A 17218-nucleotide genomic window follows, 5' to 3' on the forward strand; every position below is an offset into this window, starting at 1 on the left:
ACTGCACCCCTTAACAAAAGCTTGTGTAGAGAGTGAATCCGATGAAATGGCTCTGTTCTGTAGGTGTCGCGGTAAGCATGGCGCTTCAGCCTGCGCTGGCCGACGAGATGTTTGGCCCGCACCCTTTAACGCCGGAAGCGCGTGATGCCTTCGTCACCGGCCTGCTCAAAAAAATGACCACCGATGAAAAAATCGGTCAGCTGCGCTTAATCAGCGTCGGCCCGGATAACCCAAAAGAAGCTATCCGCGAGATGATCAAAGACGGGCAGGTTGGGGCAATCTTTAACACCGTCACCCGCCAGGACATCCGCGCTATGCAGGACCAGGTGATGCAGCTCAGCCACCTGAAAATCCCTCTGTTCTTCGCCTACGATGTGGTTCACGGCCAGCGTACCGTGTTCCCGATAAGCCTCGGCCTCGCCTCCTCCTTTAACCTCGACGCGGTGAAAACCGTGGGCCGTATCTCGGCCTATGAAGCCGCCGATGATGGCCTGAACATGACCTGGGCGCCGATGGTTGACGTCTCGCGTGACCCGCGCTGGGGCCGCGTTTCAGAAGGCTTTGGGGAAGACACATACCTGACCGCCACTATGGGTCGCACCATGGTTGAAGCGATGCAGGGCAAAAGCCCGGCGGATCGCTACTCGGTAATGACCAGCGTGAAACACTTCGCCGCCTACGGCGCGGTTGAGGGCGGCAAAGAGTACAACACCGTTGATATGAGCCCGCAGCGGCTGTTCAACGACTATATGCCGCCGTACAAAGCCGCCCTGGACGCGGGCAGCGGCGGCGTGATGGTTGCCCTGAACTCACTGAACGGTACGCCAGCCTCGGCCGACAGCTGGCTGCTGAAAGATCTGCTGCGCGACGAATGGAAGTTTAAAGGCATTACCATCTCCGACCACGGGGCGATTAAAGAACTGATCAAGCACGGCGTTGCCAGCGACCCGAAAGACGCGGTGCGTATTGCCCTGAACTCCGGCATCAACATGAGTATGAGCGACGAGTATTACAGCAAATACCTGCCCGAGCTGGTGAAAAGCGGCGCAGTGCCGATGAAAGAGCTGGACGACGCTACCCGCCACGTACTGAACGTGAAATACGATATGGGGCTGTTTAACGATCCGTACAGCCACCTTGGCCCGAAAGATTCTGACCCGCAGGACACCAACGCCGAAAGCCGCCTGCACCGCAAAGAAGCTCGCGAAGTGGCGCGTGAAAGCATGGTGCTGCTGAAAAACCGCCTGCAAACGCTGCCGCTGAAAAAGAGCGCAACCGTCGCGGTGATTGGGCCATTGGCCGACAGCAAGCGTGACGCCATGGGCAGTTGGTCTGCCGCAGGCGTTGCCGCTCAGTCCGTTACTCCGCTGGAAGGCATCAGAAATGCCGTGGGCCAGCAGGGCAAAGTGGTGTTTGCCAAAGGCGCGAACGTCACCGATGAAAAAGACATTGTGGCCTTCCTGAACCAGTACGAGCCGGCGGTTACCGTTGACCCGCGTACGCCAAAAGAGATGATCGACGAAGCGGTTAATACCGCGAAAAGCGCCGATGTCGTGGTGGCGGTGGTCGGCGAAGCCCAGGGCATGGCGCACGAAGCCTCAAGCCGCACCGACCTGACGCTGCCGCAAAGCCAGCGCGACCTGATTGCCGCCCTGAAGGCGACCGGCAAGCCGCTGGTGCTGGTCCTGATGAACGGCCGTCCTCTGGCGCTGGTGAAAGAAGATCAGCAGGCAGACGCGCTGCTTGAAGCGTGGTACGGCGGCACCGAGGGCGGGAACGCCATCGCCGACGTACTGTTTGGCGACTACAATCCGTCCGGCAAGCTGCCGATGTCCTTCCCGCGCTCGGTTGGGCAAATTCCGACTTACTACAGCCACCTGAACACCGGTCGCCCGTACAACCCGGAAAAGCCAAATAAATACACTTCCCGCTACTTCGATGAAGCAAACGGGCCGCTGTATCCGTTTGGCTATGGCCTGAGCTACACCACATTCAACGTCTCAGACGTTAAGCTGTCCTCGCCGGTGATGAAGCGTGACGGCAAAGTTGAAGCTTCCGTTACGGTCACCAATAGCGGCGATCGCGAAGGCGCGACCGTGGTGCAAATGTACCTCCAGGACGTGACCGCTTCGATGAGCCGCCCGGTGAAAGAGCTGAAGGGCTTTAAGAAAGTGACGCTGAAAGCGGGCGAAAGCCAGACCGTCAGTTTCCCAATCGACGTTAACGCGCTGAAGTTCTGGAACGCGAAGATGAAGTACGAGGCGGAACCTGGCAAATTCAACGTGTTTATCGGGCTGGACTCCGCCCGCGTGAAGCAGGGCGAATTTGAACTGAAATAAGCCACGCTGAGTGATGAAAGCCACCTTCCTGAATGAAGGTGGCTTTTTTTTGCCGCTAATAAATTCTCTGCGGCGTAAAAATACCGTGATGGGAGGCGCGGAAGGGCGCGGCGGCGGGAGCCTGGTCGGCGCAGAGTTCGTCAAGAAACGCTCTGGCCCACCACTGGGCGTCGTATCTTTCCACTTTTGCCAGCAACTGATGATGCCTGCGTTTGCGCTCGTGCAAAGGCATGGTCAGCGCCGAATAAAGCGCGCGGCTGACCTCGGCAGCGTCATAAGGGTTGACCAGCACCGCCTCGCCCAGTTGTTCCGCCGTGCCGGTAAAGGCGGAGAGCATCAACACGCCAGGATCTTCCGGGTCCTGGGCGAGAATAAACGCTTTAGCCCGCAGGTTCATCGCCTCGCAAAGAGGAGTGAACATCGCCACGTGCGCCTTGCGGTAAAGGGCATAAATCAGGTCAGGGTGGCACAGGTTATTGCGGATATAGTTGACCGGATACCAGGACGCATCGCCAAATTTGCCGTTAATTTCCCCGCACTGGCGCTCAAGCCGGGCGCAAAGATCGTGCGTTGAATAGGGATAACCTCTGGACGTGTCGGAGAGTTGCAGCAGGCTGACGTCGCGCAAAAATTCAGGGTGGCTATGAAGAAAAATCTCCATTGCGTCCAAATGGTAATGCACGCCGCTGATATCGCTGATGGTGTCATTGCTGATAATAATCTGGCGATGATAGTTGCTCATCGCCTCCGCGCCGTTTTGCGTCAGCGGAGGCGTTTCTTTATCAATGCCGCAGGGAAAAATACCGAGCTTGATCGAGTGCCCATTCAGCTGAATCAGGTTATCCGCCAGCCGCTCAACGCGGTAAAACCTCAGCGCGTAGGCAAGGAAATTATTCACGTCGCCGCTGGACTGGAATCCGAGCAGGTCGTAGCTAAAAAAGGCCTGCATAATCGCGTCGTGCTCGGGAACCGAGCGCAGGATCTCTCCCGGCGGGAAAGGTTGGTGCAGAAAAAAGCCGCAGCGGTTGGCGTGGCCGTCTTCTCTGAGCATCTTCCCGCTCAGCAATAAATGATAATCCTGCACCCAGACCACATCGCTCTCGCCAATCTCGGCGGCAACTCTTTCTTTTACATCGTGATTATAATTTTTCCAACAGGTGAAATACTCTTTCTTATAGTGAATAAGGTCCGGGCGGTTGTGAAACACCGGCCACAGAACGTTATGCATATAGCCCTGATAGAAATTGTCGTATTCTCCCGGCGTCAGCCCCCAGCTGTGCTGCCGGTAGCCGGAATGGTGACTGCATCGATCTTTCCTGTATTTTTTACCGGGGCTGATTTCACCGCTCCAGCCAAACCAGATCCCGGGGCGTTTTCTAAAGATTGAACCCAGCGCCGCAGGGAGGAGGCTGCCGCTTTGGCCGTGCTCAGGCTCGCAGCGATTAGACAGCATAATAAGACGAGACATAAATCACCTCGGGTCGATGTTCAGGCGTTTTAACGGCTAAAAGCCGCTTCTTCCGGCGTGACGATGGTTTCAAACCGCGCCAGCTCCGTTAGCTTGTGGGTCACCCACTGCTGCGCAAAGGCTTCGCCGAGATTTGCGCTCATATAGGCGCTCTGGCGGAATTCTTCGATAGCCGTGTTCTGGAACAGCGGCAGCTCGGGGGCGAACAGGGCGGTATTTTTTAGCGTATCGCTGTCGATGTTCTCCAGCCCGTAAAGCATGCCGGTGAGAATGGCGGCCATCGCCAGATAAGGGTTCACGTCTGCCCCGGCGAGGCGGTACTCAATGCGGCGATTGCCGTCGTCAGAGCAGGGGATACGCAGAGCGGCGCTGCGTTTGTTATAGCCCCAGGAGCTAAACAGCGGCTCGTTAAGGTTTTTGCGTAGTCTTCTGAAAGAGTTAACGTGGGGCGCGATGACCGCAACGGTGGCGGGCATTAATTGCAGCATCCCGGCCAGGCAAAGCTGCGCCATCTCGTTCAGGGCCTCGGCCGGGGAAGCGAACACATTATCGCCATTACGGTCATTGAGGCTGATATGAAAATGCAGGCCGTTACCAGCTAGATGGGAAAAGGGCTTCGCCATAAAGTTGGCCTGGTAGCCAAACTTATCGGCCACGATGCTGGTCAACCGGCGCAGGGCCAGCACGTTCTCGCAGATTTCCACCACCTTGCGTGAATGCTTCAGGTTCAGCTCAAACTGCCCGGCTTCGGCTTCACAAACGATGGCGCTCAGCGGCAGACCCTGGGCGGCAGCGGCTTGTTCCAGTTCTTCAATAAAGGCGGTGTAATCGGAAGGGACGGGCATATAGAAACAGCCCTGCGCCGGGCTCTCCTGCTGGGCTTTACTCACCAGATAGAACTCAATTTCCGGGGCGGCTACCGGGTAAAGTCCGTGATAATGGAACTTATGCAGCACGTTTTCCAGCACCACTCTCGGCTCCAGCGCATACCCGGTGCCGTCGTTTTGCTTCATGGTTAGCAGCAGCTGCGCATTATGGCGCGGATCGTGAACGCAGGGCCTCAGCGTGCTCGCCACCGGGAGACAAAGACCGTCGGGCTCATCGTTTTCATGGCTGCCGTCGGCGTGGCTGAGCGGCTTTCCCTCGTGATCCATAGCGTAAACAGACTGCGGGAAATAACAGCCGGAAGAGAGCGCCAGCAGGCTGTCTACCGCAATACGCTTGCCGCGAAACGTGCCGTTTACGTCATTCAGGTAGATATCAACATGCTTAGTGTCGGGGTGAGACAGCAGATAGCGCTGCACTTCTCCGGCAAACTCTTTTGCGCGCTCTGCGGCAGGTTTCGAAGCCGCAGACCGGCTCCCGACTTCGTCGTTAGATGAAGTCTGAGGGAAAGCGAAAAGCGTGAAGATATTTTTGACAAGTGAATGATTAATAAGTGAGTTCATGATGTTCTTTGTCTGAGCCTCGCGGCGATGAACAGAGCATATTCACTGGGGTATAAAAAGAAGGTAAAAATTGCCGGGCGGCGGATAAAAAAAATATAAATGGCACTAAAACCAGGGGAATAGCCGCGAAGCCGGGCCTGTTGGGGGGCGTGGCGTTTCCCCCGAATCATCCAAACGTCCGCGCATATCATATACCGCTTAGTGCTTTCCCCCGCTTGTTAAAACTCGGCTATTCTTTGTTTACTGCATGATTTTTAAGTAAAGAACAACGAGGAATAACTATGAACTTATCAACACGTTGGGGCATGGCGGGTTTAGTGATGTTGGCGACGGGTGCGCAGGCAGCGGAGCCGGTGAAAGTAGGCTCAAAAATCGATACCGAAGGCTCGCTGCTCGGCAATATCATTTTGCAGGTGCTGGAAAGCCACGACGTTAAAACCATCAATAAAGTCCAGCTCGGCACTACGCCGGTAGTCCGCGGGGCTATCACTTCCGGGGAGCTGGATATCTACCCTGAATACACCGGCAACGGCGCATTCTTCTTTAAAGACGAGAACGACCCGGCCTGGAAAGATGCGCAAAAAGGCTACGAAAAAGTTAAGCAGCTCGACTACGACAAGAACCACCTGGTCTGGCTGACCCCTTCTCCGGCCAACAATACTTATACCATTGCGGTACGCAAGGACCTGGCAGAGAAAAATCATCTGGTTTCGTTGGCCGATCTTAGCGAATATCTGAAGAAGGGCGGCACCTTTAAGCTGGCGGCCTCCGCCGAGTTTATCGAGCGCTCCGACGCCCTGCCTGCTTTTGAAAAAGCCTACGGCTTCAAGCTGGATCAAAGCCAGCTGCTTTCTCTGGCTGGCGGCGACACGGCGGTAACGATTAAAGCGGCGGCGCAGCAGACATCCGGCGTTAACGCAGCCATGGCCTACGGCACGGACGGCCCGGTAGCCGCGCTGGGCCTGGAAACGCTGACCGACCCGAAAGGCGTGCAGGCCGTTTCCGCGCCAACCGCCGTTGTGCGTGAAGCGGTGCTGAAAGAGTACCCGCAAATCGCAGACTGGCTGAAACCGGTATTCACCTCTCTTGACCAGAAAACCCTGCAACAGCTGAACGCTAAAATTGCGGTGGAAGGAGAGGATGCCAAAAAAGTGGCAGCCGATTACTTAAAACAAAAAGGCTTCGTTAAATAGCCTGCTGGAATGACGTTTGCTAAAAATTCATAACAGGGTTTTGCTGCTGCTGGTGTTACTGCTGGCGGCAGCCTTGATGTTGCTCCCGATCATCAATCATGCGCCAAACCGCCTGGTATCCGGTGAACCGCTGGGGATAACCCAGCTTGCCGGTACGCTGCACTATTGGTTGGTGCTTCCGCTTGTGGTTCTCGCCGCTTTAACGCTGGCCCCCCGGCATCCAGGCTCCCTGCTGGCGACCATTATTACCGGTGAATTGCTGTTTATCGGCCTGTTGGTACTGATGGGGCACAGCGCGAGCCAGTTTGCTCAGGAGGGCAGCTCGCTTGCCCGCACCTCGCCCGGCAGCGGCCTGTGGCTGATGTTAGCCCTTAGCCTGCTATTGTGCGCCGACGCGGCTAATCGGCTGACTCCGAAGCCGCTGTGGCGTCTGCTGCTCAACCTGCAAATCTGGATTGTCCCGATAGCGCTGCTGGCAAGCGGCTATTTTGACTCTCTTTCGCTGATGAAGGAGTACGTCAACCGTCAGGATGTGTTCGATGATGCCCTGAGCCGCCACCTTGCGCTGCTGCTCGGCACATTAGTTCCCGCGCTGGTGATTGGCGTTCCGCTCGGCATTCTCTGCTACCGTCGTCCAGCCTGGCAGTCCGGCGTATTCTCCGTGCTTAACGTGATTCAAACCGTGCCGTCCGTGGCGCTGTTTGGCCTGCTGATTGCGCCGCTGGCCGGGCTGGCAGCCTGGCTACCGTGGCTTGGCAAAATCGGCGTTAGCGGGATTGGCGTTGCGCCCGCTCTGATTGCCCTGGTGCTCTATGCGCTGCTGCCGCTGGTGCGCGGCGTGGTGGCCGGACTGGAACATGTGCCCCGCAATATTGTGGAAAGCGCGCTCGGCATGGGAATGTCCCGTGTGCAGATTTTCTGGCGTGCCGAAGTGCCGCTTGCGCTCCCGGTTCTGCTGCGCAGCCTGCGCGTGGTTTGCGTGCAAACTATTGGTATGGCGGTCATCGCCGCGCTGATTGGCGCGGGTGGTTTTGGTTCGATAATTTTCCAGGGGCTGCTCAGCAGCGCGCTGGATCTGGTTCTGCTCGGCGTCATGCCGGTAATTGCCCTGGCGGTAATTATCGACGCGCTGTTTAAGCTGTTTATTTCATTGCTGGAGGCAAAACAATGATCGAGTTCGATCGCGTCAGCAAATACTTCCACGGCGAAGCGGCGGTCAGCGACCTGACGCTCAATATTCGCGAAGGGCAGTTTACCGTGCTGATAGGCACCTCCGGCTCGGGAAAGTCCACCACGCTGAAGATGATTAACCGCCTCGTCGAGCATGACGAAGGCCTGATTCGCTTTGCCGGAGCTGAAATTCGCAGCTTCGACCCGAAAGCGTTGCGCCGCCGCATGGGCTACGCCATTCAGTCGATTGGCCTGTTCCCGCACTGGACGGTGGCGCAGAATATTGCCACCGTGCCGGAGTTGCTGAAGTGGCCGAAGGCGCGCGTTGCCGAACGTATTGATGAACTACTTGAGCTGCTTGGCCTCGATGCTGAGCAGTTTTGCGACCGCTACCCGCACCAGCTTTCCGGCGGCCAGCAGCAGCGCGTGGGCGTTGCGCGAGCGCTGGCGGCTGACCCGGAAGTGCTGCTGATGGACGAGCCTTTTGGCGCACTTGATCCGGTAACCCGAGCCACCTTGCAGCAGGAGATGATCCGCATTCACCAACTGCTCGGGCGCACCATTGTGCTGGTCACGCACGACATCGACGAGGCGCTTATCCTGGCGGATAACATTGTGCTGATGGACGGCGGGAAGGTGATTCAGCAGGGCACGCCGCTGGAACTGTTAACCCGCCCGGCCAACGACTTTGTGCGCGACTTCTTTGGCCGCAGCGAGCTGGGCGTAAGGCTGCTGTCGCTGCGCTATGTAGCGGACAGCATTCGTTCCGACGAGCGGCTGGAGGGGGAGCCTATTCGCGCCGACATGACGCTGCGCGAAGCGCTGTCGCTGTTTATTGACCGCCAGTGCCAGCGGCTCCCGGTGGTGGATGCGGATAATCAGCCCTGCGGCGTGCTGCACTTCAGCGATCTGGTGAGGGGTGAAAATGCGACTGCTACGTGACCCGCTTCTTTGGCTCATCATCCTGTTTGTTGGCCTGCTTGAGCTGCTGCCCCACACCAGCGGGCTGTTTAGCTGGCTGTTTCCGCAACTGACCCGGCCGCTTTACCAGCAGGATAGTTTTACCTCGCTGGCGCTGGCCCACCTTACGCTGGTGGGCATTTCAAGCGTGGTGGCTATCGTGATTGGCGTCGGGCTTGGCGTGCTGGTGACGCGTCCTGCGGGGGAAGAGTTTCGTTCCCTGGTAGAAACCATTACCGCCGCCGGTCAAACATTCCCGCCGGTTGCGGTGCTGGCTATTGCGGTCCCGGTGATGGGGTTCGGCCAGGAGCCGGCGATAATCGCCCTGGTGCTTTACGGGCTGCTGCCCATTCTTCAGGGGACGCTGGCCGGGATTGGCGCGGTGCCGGAGTCGGCGCGTGAGATTGCTCTGGGAGTCGGCATGAGCCGCTGGCAGATGCTGCGTAAGGTTGAGCTGCCGCTGGCCGCGCCGGTGATTCTGGCGGGGATCAGAACCTCGGTGATTATTAATATCGGCACCGCGACTATCGCCTCCACCGTCGGGGCTAATACTCTCGGGTCACCGATTATTATTGGTCTCAGCGGCTTCAACACCGCCTACGTTATTCAGGGTGCAGTGCTGGTGGCGCTGGCGGCAATTGTGACCGACCGCCTGTTTGAGCGCCTGTTGGGCTACGTTACGCGCCATGCAAAATGACGATGTAGCCGACCAGCATCACGCCGCCGATGCCGCCGACCGCCATGACAACCATTCCGCCCACCAGGGCTATTTTAGACAGTTTCATTATTCGCTCCGTTTGTTAACGAAGCGATTATAAAGGGAAGCAGGGTTGTTAATGAAGCTGCAAATGCGGATTATCCGGCAGGCTGCCGGTGTTCGCCCGCGCCAAGGGCAAAAACCGGCAGTCCTGCGCTTTGCCACGACTCAAGCTGGCTGATTTGGCGCTCGCCGGGGCAGTCGCCGCACCACACCAGCAGCGTCTGGCGTTCAAACATCTCAGGTTTAAGCTGGTTCAGGGAGTTTGCCAGGACGTCTACCCGCCAGCCCTGCTGGCTGGCAATCCACGCCGCCAGCCACAGCCGGGTGGTGTCCTGCACGTTCCAGCCCACCACTAACGCATCCCTGCCGCTTTGCTTGCGGGCGGAGGCGATGCACATGGCGATATAGTTAATCAACGCTCCGTCCAGCAGGCTCAGCATGGCGCAGAGCGCAACCTGCTGCCCGTGGAGACGGCGTCGAAGCGGAAGATAAAGATGGTGAACCAGGGTTTGGGCGGGATAGATGCGTCCTATGTCGGCAATCCAGGCGCGCAGCAGGTTTGGGTTACCGCTTTGCAGGTGGCGCAGCAGCGTTTCCTGGCGTTCTCCCCAGGCGTGTTCTTTATCGCGATGCTCACCGCTAAGCAGCGCCTTCACCTTGCCAACCTGTACGCCTTGCTCAATCCAGGCCTGAATCTCGCGAATACGTTCGATGTCGGCGTTATCAAACAGGCGATGACCGCCGTCGCTGCGCTGCGGTTTCAGCAATCCGTAGCGTCGCTGCCAGGCACGCAGGGTTACCGGATTGATATTGCAAAGCGCAGCCACTTCTCCAATGGAATAAAGCGCCATGTCATCACCCCAAGCCGCACGGGAAGACCCCATTTAACTGTAGTAACTTCTACTGAATTCGGGTGATTTTATCGCCAGTTCTCAGACTTTAGTGGCGGATAAACAAAACCCGACGAGCGCTCGCCGGGTTTCGCTTCAGGAAGGGATTAATCTTCGAAGTACCAGTAACCCTGGTTGATTAAGTCAGTCAACTGGCGGATGAATGCTTCATCCTGTACCGCATCGCCCAGCTCGCTCTTCATCAGCCGGGTATAGCGGCACAGCGCTATGGCAGCGTCCCGGTGATTCACTTCCATCGGTTCGCTGTTAACAAAGAACTCATCGCCCACCTGCAACACCCGCAGCCCGCTCAGACGCACCAGCTCTTCGCCAGACTTCAGGGCTTCGGCCACTTCTTCTGGCTGGTACGGCGGTTCGGCGGAGGCGATATCCAGTTCGTGGCGCGGAGTAGTAACAAAGCTGCCAAACCACTGGTTGAACGCTTCCGGCTGGCTTATCAGATTGGTCATCATGCTGCGCAGACGTTCCAGCTCGTAGTTTTCCACTTTGCCAGGATTAGCGCGGCAGGTGAGATCCGGGTCGCTGTAGTGATCGCCGCCAAGATCGTTTTCCAGCACGTAGTCGGCAAAGCTGCTTATCAAGTCCCGGCTGTTAGGCCCGCGGAAGCCAACGGAGTAGTTAAGTGCGGTTTCATGGGTGAAGCCGTCGTGCGGGAAGCCCGGTGGAATATAGAGAATATCGCCCGGCTCTAAATCTTCATCGATGATCGGCGTAAACGGCTCAACGTGCAGCAGCGCCGGATGCGGGCAGAACTGCTTAAGCGGCAGACGGTCGCCCACGCGCCAGCGGCGGCTGCCCATGCCCTGAATAATGAACACGTCATAGTTGTCGATATGCGGGCCTACGCCGCCGCCCGGCACCGAGAAGGAGATCATCAGGTCGTCTAAACGCCAGTCCGGCAAGACGCGGAACGGTCGCACCAGTTCGGCAGCAGGCGCGTGCCAGTGGTTCACCGCCTGGGCCAGCAGCGACCAGCCGCTATCGCCAAGGTTATCAAAGTGCTCAAACGGACCGTTGCTGGCGTGCCATTTTCCCTCTTTAAAGCTGACCAACCTGCTGTCGACTTCGTTTTCCATCGCCAGGCCCGCCAGTTCGTCCGGCGTAATAGGGTCGACAAAGTTCGGTAGCGCGTTTTTCAGCACCACCGGCTTTTTCTGCCAGTAAGTTTCCATAAACTCTGGCCAGTTGAAATTGAGTTGATAATCCACGGTTATTTACCCCTGTACGAAAGGAGGCCGATTATAAGTAGCCTGCCTCAGTCGTCGCCTTGTCATGGGTCAAGCAGCCGCTAATCTTCCGGCTTATTGCTGCCTCTGGATCGGATGGCTATCGGTTTTTTCTGATTTGTTTTTTCTCTCTTATTTCGCCACAGGCCCCGCTATTGCTGGTTTTTTAGATATTCAGGCGGTCTAAGAAAAATATTAATCGGGAACCGGAACCCCGTTCATTCCACCTATCAAACGGAGAAAGTGTTTGACTGTTGAGGAGTAACAGAATGGGACCGGGAATATCAGCTTTTATCAAACCAGGCCGCGCTATCCGCGACCAGGAAATCGCCAATCTACAGCAGGGGAGAGCGCAAACCGCGCAGCTTAAACAGGCACATGTCGCGCCAACACAAACCGCAACCGGATCGTTATTCTCAAGGGCGGCACAGGCGCAGGCTCCGGCCGGGGTGAAGCAGAGCGCTGGCGAAGCGCAAACGTCGAACAAAGGGATGTTCAGCCGTTTTCTTAGCCGCAAGCGCGGCCCGGACCTGCCCGAGTCAATTCATACCGGCGTATCTAACGCCAGCAGCCCGAGCCTCTATAGCCAGCAAAGCGCCGACAGGCCGGGCGTGTACGGCCAGGCCAGCGCCAGTTCGCCGAGCCTCTACAGCCAGCCGGACATTTCCGAGCCAAACCCTGTCCCCAGCAACGTGGTCGGCACGCCGGGCAGCCATTTTGCCGAGCTGGCGACGGAGCCGGAACCTGAAAAAAATATGCTGCTGGAGACAAAGCTGACGCTGGATAAAAAGGGTCGTCTCGAAATAGACACGCCCGAAAGCTCGGCCCCTTTGCATGCGCTAATGAAAGAAACGCTCGGCCACGACCGACTTCGCTACCAGACGCATCTCGCCAGCGATGACGGCCATCAGCATGTGCTGCTGGATAAAGAGGGGCGGCTGATGACCGTGCGCAGCGAGCCGGGCGTATTTATCGCCCTCAGCCACAGCCAGCAGAAAGTCGAATGGGAAGAGGTGTCGCGGCACCGCAGGGGCTTTATGCGCCGCCAGAGCCTGGAGCCGACCACTCAGCCTCTCTCCTGGCATGACCGCCAGACGGTGGATATCGGCGGTGAGAAAGTTCGCCTTCCCGAGACCGGCGTGCGCGACCGCCTGACCGACAGCGTGACCGACGGAGACGGCACTCGCTACCGCCTGCATGATAAAAAACTCTTTGGTTTTAACAGCGCGGCCAACGCCTGGCAGCCGCTTTCCGCTGAAGACGACAAGCTTTCGGCCCTGTCGCGCCAGGGGGACGGCATGCTGTGGCGGGTTAACGACGATAAGCAGCTCGGCAGCGCGGTGGGCGGGACGGTTAACGTTAAGTTCGACCATAAGATCGATCACTATTCCGTTGGCCCGAAGCGCGACGCGCTGGTGCTGATGAGCGACGACGAGAAAAAACCGAAGGTAGCGTATGTCGCTAACCTCACCGCGGCGGACCCGCAGCCCAAAGAGCTGACGCTGCCGGAAAATATGACCCTGAAAAAAACCGCGCTGCACGGCTCGCTGCTGTTTGCTCTGGACAGCAATGGCCGCCTGCACTGCGGCGACAAACCGGGAGAGCAAAGCACTTCCCTGAGCTTTGATGGCGCAAAGCATAAGCCTTTACTCGACAATATCTCTCAGTATGTCACCGCCACCGTGGGCGACGGGGCGAAGCTTGAAGATATGCTGGCCGATGAGACCGACCGCCTGCACCTCATCGTCAAAGACGGCTATGACCAGAAGCACGCCATTACCTTCCACTGGCACGGCGGCGATTTGAAACCGCAAAGCAGCTGGAATCTCAGCGACAGCCTGGTGCTGGACTACCAGAAGGGCCTGCCGCAGATAGCCCCGGCCGCGCACGACGTGGTTGACCTCGGGCGGCTGGGAAAGCTGGCTCTGCATGAAGGCAAAGTGCATTACTTCAATGAAACGACCGGCCTGTGGAGCGCTTCGGACGAGAAGGCCGACAAGCTCCAGTGCGGCCTTGACGGCCAGCCGTGGCTGATGAAAGACGGCGAATTAAAGCGCCTCAAGGTTAACCTGAGCAGCAATAAAATTGACCACGGCAGCAACGTGTTCGCCCTGGGGCAGGTGACCAAAAGCGTCAGCGCCGACCTGGCGACAGCCGGGCTGGATAAAAACGAAAAAGCGCAGGCCTTCACGGTCATAGACAGCAGGCGCTACCTGGCGGTGAATGAAAAGGGCGACATTGGCCTTCACCATATCGACACCACGACCCGCCGCAATCAGCGCGGCACACAAACCCTGAGCCAGGAAGCCCTGAACGCCCAAATCGCTAAACTTGAATCGGCAAGCGCGGGCAATGAAGATGCTTCCAGAGTCAGCGACCTGGCGATGAGCGAAGATAAGCAGCTGTGGTTATTGAGCAAGCAGGGAGCGCTTTTCAGACTGCCGGAAAATAGCTGGAACAGCGGTAAAACCGACGGTATGACGAAAGCCGCACTGCCCGCCAATGAGGACGGCAGCCAGCCTGAACTCAGCGCCCTGCAAACCTCGGCCAAAGGGCAAATCAGCGCCCAGGATAAGCAGGGAAACACCTTTGTCTTCAAAGAAGGAGCCTGGGCAAAAGGCGAGCCGCTCACCGCGCAGGCCGATGAGCCGAACGTGGCTCGTCAAAACTATCAGCGGTTAACTCAGGCTTCAAAAGACTGGCGTTTGCCCGGAACCGGCATCACCTTCAAGCGTGAAGTCAACTTCCTCGGCCAAACCGGGCAGGACGGCAAGCATGTTCGCACCTCGTTCCGTACGCGCATCAGCACCTTTGCCTTCCGCCCTTCGCTTGAATGGCCGCGCCCGATCAAAACCGCCGCCTATTCTATTCAGCATCGCTACGCCGGGCGCGAAGGGTTAAAAGACGTTTACCAGCAGCAGGGGGCGCTTACCCGGCAGCTAAAGGCAGCGCACCAGCAGCCGGGGACGCATACGCCAAGGCCGGGCCTTAGCCAGCGTCTTGAAATTATGCGCGGCGAAGAGGCGCGGCGCTGGCAGCCGCAGGAGAAAACATTGCTGGATGAAATGGCAAGCTTTGCGCGCCAGCTTTCCGACAGCAGCAACCATTATTGCGAGCAGATTGGCCAGCACTACGGCGTGCGCGACGAGCGCCGCCAGGCGGCAACGCCTTCACGTTTTGGCCTGAACCACGGCAACAGCGGGGCATTAAATCCGTCGAGCAGCCGCCAGGATAATCTGACCGGGCAGCTAAGCGATATGCTGCGCCGCTACCCCGCAGACAAGAGTAACCACGCCGGGGCAATTATTGCCGAGCTTGAGGCGCGCGCAATTACCCTTAATCACCAGAAAGAGCAGGTGCCGATGGGCCGCCAGCGCGACATTCACGACGACATCGGACTGGTGAAGTCGCGGGTGATGCTGGACACGCTGACCCTGAAATCACTGCATGATTCGGTGGATGAAATGCAGCAGGCGTCGCTGCTCAGCGAGCCTCAGCGTTCGGCGAAAATAACCGATATAGCGGCTAACTTCTCTCGCCTTCGTGACTCAGAGTGGGGCGGGAACGTGATTAAAACGGTGACTACGCAGGGCTTTGGCAACCACAAATCGCTGGAGGCCAACTACGACGCCATTAAGGCGATGACCAAAGCATTCAGCAAAGAAAATCACGGGGTGAATATCAATACCAAAACCGTGATGCAGGCCGAGAGCCAGCGCGAAATGCAGGAGAAAATGGTGGCGACCGTGCTGTCGCTGGAGAGCGGGGAAAACCTCTCGTTCAGCCGTACCTATGGCGCTTCTGCGACCGCAACCGTGGCGCCCGGAACCCAGGTGATTGCCGGTGTTGGCGGGAAAGTGGGCGCAGATCGCGGCTACACCATGAGTTTCTCTCGCGGCGATACCGGCATTAACGTTAGCTTCGGGCGAACCGGAGCCGTTTCGGCAACCGGCATTGTCGGAGCGGGTTACAACGTGCTGACCGACTACAACAAAACCCATAAAACTTATCTCGATGGCGACCATAAACATCCGCTGTCCCAGGGCGTTCGTCTGGGCGGCGGCGTGACGCTTGGCGGCCAGCTACAGTCGCAGCACGGCGTCTCCTTCGAGCTGGCTGAACACGAAATCCCCGGCTTCATAGAACAGCTCAGCAGCGGCACGCTGGATCCGCTGGAGTTTCTTAACCGTGGGGCTAACCACAGTGTTAAGAGCGGGGCCACCCAAAGCTTCAGCGTGGACATTAATGCCGCCGCGCTGGCGAGCGTGGGCTTCCCGTTTACCGACAGCCACGAAAAAGATTTCCCCACCAGCGCCCGCATCGGCGGCGGCGTTTACGCCAACACCAACCTGCTGGCGGGCAGCAGCGAGCAAACAGAATCGCGCAACGCCGAGGGGCAGGGCATCAGCCACAGCGACCATCGCCTGAGGGCGTTTAACCAGATGAACGTGGGGGCCAACATTGCTATTCCGGTCAGCACCACCGTTCAGCCGAAACACAAAGATCCGTTCTCGGTTGGCGTGGGCGTGGGCGCAAGCGTGCAGTTGTCTATCAACAACCGCACGGCGCACAGCCTCACCGTTGATTTAAAAAATGCCCAGCCGGTGGAAAGCGTTCACCTGGAGAAATTGATGACCACGCTGGGCAAGCAGTTCACCGACAGCGCCTCTGCCCAGCTGCTGGCCAGGCTGAAAGAGGAGCCGAAGGAGGGCGAGCTGCCGCTTTCGGTAGCCGATAAGCTTAGCCAACTGGAGGCGCATTTTACCGCCTGGTATCCGCCGGTGGATAACGCTAAAACGCAGCGTCCGCTGTTGGATACGTTGCAGCAGCTTATTAAGCGCCAGCAGCAGGCCGACTCTCTTTCCGTGCAGTCAAATCTGCCTGAACCCGGCAACGATGAAATCGACCAGTTGATTAGCGGCATGCGGGCTGAATTTACCGATCTTGCCAGCCGCAAACTGTTCGACGAGCTGACACCTGCCGAAGGTGCGCCGCGCCTGCCGATGTCCGCCAGCGAGCGGCTGGGCAAGCTTGAGAACCACTTTGCCCGCTTTATTCCGCCTTCGCGCCACCATGAGATGGTGGGCAACGGGCCGCTGGCGGCCTTGCAGTCGCTGCAACAAACCGTGCGCCAGCAAAGCGCGGTGCTCAACCAGCAGCAACTGGTGAACAAAGCGGAATACCAGTCGACCTACAAAAACCTTTCGCGCATCGACAGCAACGGGTTGTTCCACTTCGTGCGTCATTTTATGGAAGGGGAGTTTTCCCCCAGTAACGCCGACCGAATCACCCAGATGATGGGGGAAGATTACCGGCTGAAAGCACTACTGCGAGGGTTGCAGGATAATAGCAGCTCGCAGGCGGTGGTGTCGCTGGAGCTGAAAACCAAGCCGCGTGAAAAGCTGGCAGACCAGTGGGCCAACCATACGGTGACCCAGGACTCGATAGTCGATTTACTCAAAGATAGAGACAAACTGCGCCTGAAGTCGATCGCGTTCACCAAAACGCAAAGCAAGTCGGACGGTTTCTCCACGCCTTCGTTTTTGCTCGGCGGATCTAACGGCGTGTCGCTGTCGATGAATGAAAACCTGGGCACCATCAACTTCAGCTACGGCGATGACGATAGCGCGCCGCTCAGCTATACGGTGGACGGCGGCGTGGCCCAGGCCGAGCAAGAGGTGAAATCGGCGCTGCGTGAGGCCGCCGAAGCGGGATTTATGGTGAAAGGAGGATAAGGAGATGG

At 57.8% G+C, this 17218-nt stretch carries 11 protein-coding genes; 6 read left to right on the top strand and 5 right to left on the bottom strand.

Annotation, left to right across the window (positions count from 1 at the left end; all coding sequences use genetic code 11):
• Window positions 1-41 precede the first annotated feature (41 nt).
• On the top strand, window positions 42-2339 hold the full coding sequence (gene bglX, locus HMPREF0201_RS05385) for a beta-glucosidase BglX (protein WP_039898016.1): 2298 nt from the start codon (window positions 42-44) through the stop codon (window positions 2337-2339).
• A 55-nt stretch (window positions 2340-2394) separates the two neighbouring features.
• On the opposite strand, the gene HMPREF0201_RS05390 is transcribed toward bglX, so the two are convergent.
• The gene (locus HMPREF0201_RS05390) at window positions 2395-3807 is read right to left on the bottom strand and encodes an alpha,alpha-trehalose-phosphate synthase (UDP-forming) (protein ID WP_039898017.1); all 1413 of its coding nucleotides are present in this window, start codon (window positions 3805-3807) and stop codon (window positions 2395-2397) included.
• 29 nt (window positions 3808-3836) lie between these two features.
• Entirely contained in the window at window positions 3837-5255 is a 1419-nt protein-coding gene (locus HMPREF0201_RS05395) for a glutamine synthetase family protein (RefSeq protein WP_016535485.1), read from the bottom strand.
• A gap of 281 nt (window positions 5256-5536) precedes the next feature.
• Here HMPREF0201_RS05395 and osmF point away from each other — a divergent pair, with 281 nt between their 5' ends.
• The 4 genes from osmF to HMPREF0201_RS05415 are packed head-to-tail and all read left to right on the top strand — an operon-like array spanning window position 5537 to window position 9275.
• Entirely contained in the window at window positions 5537-6448 is a 912-nt protein-coding gene (osmF, locus tag HMPREF0201_RS05400) for a glycine betaine ABC transporter substrate-binding protein OsmF (RefSeq protein ID WP_039898018.1), read from the top strand.
• A gap of 16 nt (window positions 6449-6464) precedes the next feature.
• Window positions 6465-7619 (top strand): ABC transporter permease, encoded by a 1155-nt coding sequence (locus tag HMPREF0201_RS05405; protein ID WP_016535488.1) that lies wholly within the window; start codon window positions 6465-6467, stop codon window positions 7617-7619.
• On the top strand, window positions 7616-8560 hold the full coding sequence (locus tag HMPREF0201_RS05410; protein WP_016535489.1) for an ABC transporter ATP-binding protein: 945 nt from the start codon (window positions 7616-7618) through the stop codon (window positions 8558-8560). Before HMPREF0201_RS05405 ends, HMPREF0201_RS05410 begins: the two co-directional genes overlap by 4 nt.
• On the top strand, window positions 8544-9275 hold the full coding sequence (locus tag HMPREF0201_RS05415) for an ABC transporter permease (protein ID WP_016535490.1): 732 nt from the start codon (window positions 8544-8546) through the stop codon (window positions 9273-9275). Before HMPREF0201_RS05410 ends, HMPREF0201_RS05415 begins: the two co-directional genes overlap by 17 nt.
• Here HMPREF0201_RS05415 and HMPREF0201_RS23300 read toward each other — a convergent pair.
• From HMPREF0201_RS23300 to HMPREF0201_RS05425, 3 genes are all read right to left on the bottom strand, one after another.
• The gene (locus HMPREF0201_RS23300) at window positions 9256-9363 is read right to left on the bottom strand and encodes a membrane protein (RefSeq protein ID WP_039898019.1); all 108 of its coding nucleotides are present in this window, start codon (window positions 9361-9363) and stop codon (window positions 9256-9258) included. The two genes, HMPREF0201_RS05415 and HMPREF0201_RS23300, sit on opposite strands and share 20 nt — an antisense overlap.
• 70 nt (window positions 9364-9433) lie before the next feature.
• Window positions 9434-10189 carry a MerR family transcriptional regulator gene (locus tag HMPREF0201_RS05420; RefSeq protein ID WP_039898020.1) on the bottom strand — a complete coding sequence of 252 codons (756 nt, stop codon included), beginning with the start codon at window positions 10187-10189 and terminating at the stop codon, window positions 9434-9436.
• 146 nt (window positions 10190-10335) lie between these two features.
• Window positions 10336-11457 carry a ribosomal protein uL16 3-hydroxylase gene (locus HMPREF0201_RS05425; RefSeq protein WP_039898021.1) on the bottom strand — a complete coding sequence of 374 codons (1122 nt, stop codon included), beginning with the start codon at window positions 11455-11457 and terminating at the stop codon, window positions 10336-10338.
• Window positions 11458-11744: 287 nt separating this feature from the next.
• Here HMPREF0201_RS05425 and HMPREF0201_RS05430 point away from each other — a divergent pair, with 287 nt between their 5' ends.
• Window positions 11745-17210 (top strand): AvrE-family type 3 secretion system effector, encoded by a 5466-nt coding sequence (locus tag HMPREF0201_RS05430; protein WP_016535494.1) that lies wholly within the window; start codon window positions 11745-11747, stop codon window positions 17208-17210.
• Window positions 17211-17218: the final 8 nt, after the last annotated feature.

The organism is Cedecea davisae DSM 4568 (assembly GCF_000412335.2).
Lineage (GTDB): Bacteria > Pseudomonadota > Gammaproteobacteria > Enterobacterales > Enterobacteriaceae > Cedecea > Cedecea davisae.